The organism is Acinetobacter sp. IK40 (genome assembly GCF_035615075.1).
GTDB classification, from domain to species: Bacteria; Pseudomonadota; Gammaproteobacteria; order Pseudomonadales; family Moraxellaceae; genus Acinetobacter; species Acinetobacter courvalinii.
This window is the reverse complement of sequence record NZ_JANBOE010000031.1, coordinates 1-861: the sequence shown is the minus strand read 5'-3', so window position 1 is coordinate 861 and position 861 is coordinate 1. Positions and strand designations below refer to the sequence as shown.

Below are 861 nucleotides of genomic sequence, written 5' to 3'. Positions count from 1 at the left end.
TAGGGTCTGTTGACATTTAGGGTTCATAATTTAACCTACAAGGGGAGCCATAAAAATATACAAGCTAATGCAACAGAACTTTCATAGTTCCGTTTTAACTTGTCGTATCGAGTGGCTATCCCTCTAAATTGCTTTAACCTACAAAACATATTTTCTACTAAGTGCCTGATTTTATATAAATACCAATCCATATGGTCATTGTTTGATTGGCTATTGGTTTTTTTAGGTATATTCGCTTTTGTTCCAGTTGCTCTAATCTGCTGTCTTAATGGCTCTGAATCGTAACCTTTATCTGCACATACAATCTCTGCCTCATTTAAATCGAGTTTTGAAATTAAATCAGGTGCGACCTTAACATCATGTGTGGTTCCATCAGTAATAATGAAATCAATAGGATTCCCATTTGAATCTACAACTAAATGTATTTTGGAGGAGTTTCCTCCAGCACTTTTAGAGATTGCCTGATCAGCGATACCCGCTGAATGTTGATGAGCGCGAATATGAGAACCATCGATGAACAGCCATTCCATATCTGTATTCAGCGATAATAATTTAAATATAGTGAGTAACTTACCACTGCTAGACCAACGATTAAAACGTTTAAAAATAGAGTTCGGTTGTCCAAAGCAAGTGGGTATGTCACGCCAAGGACACCCAGTTCTAATCCTATAAAGAATCGCTTCAATAAAATTTCTTAAATTTGAGTTGAGATGAATGGATAAATTACGCAAAATAGCTTTCAACTTTTGCCAGTGTTGATCTGTTAACATGGTACGAGGCATAGCGAATAGTAGAATTGGGTTTGGCGATTTAATTTTACTACTTCGCTATTTTTTAATCTAAAAGTGTCAACACACCCTA

General features: G+C 35.9%; 1 protein-coding gene. It reads right to left on the bottom strand.

The genetic code is table 11. The annotated features are described in order from the left end of the window. Positions 1 to 35: 35 nt before the first annotated feature. Positions 36 to 782: an IS5-like element ISAbe13 family transposase gene (locus MSG93_RS19235; RefSeq protein WP_005032411.1), complete on the bottom strand. Its 747-nt coding sequence runs from the start codon at positions 780 to 782 to the stop codon at positions 36 to 38. Positions 783 to 861: the final 79 nt, after the last annotated feature.

What these genes read in the sequence shown, in the direction of transcription:
- MSG93_RS19235 (WP_005032411.1), bottom strand. Translation starts at nt 782, where the DNA reads ATGCCTCGTACCATGTTAACAGATCAACACTGGCAAAAGTTGAAAGCT.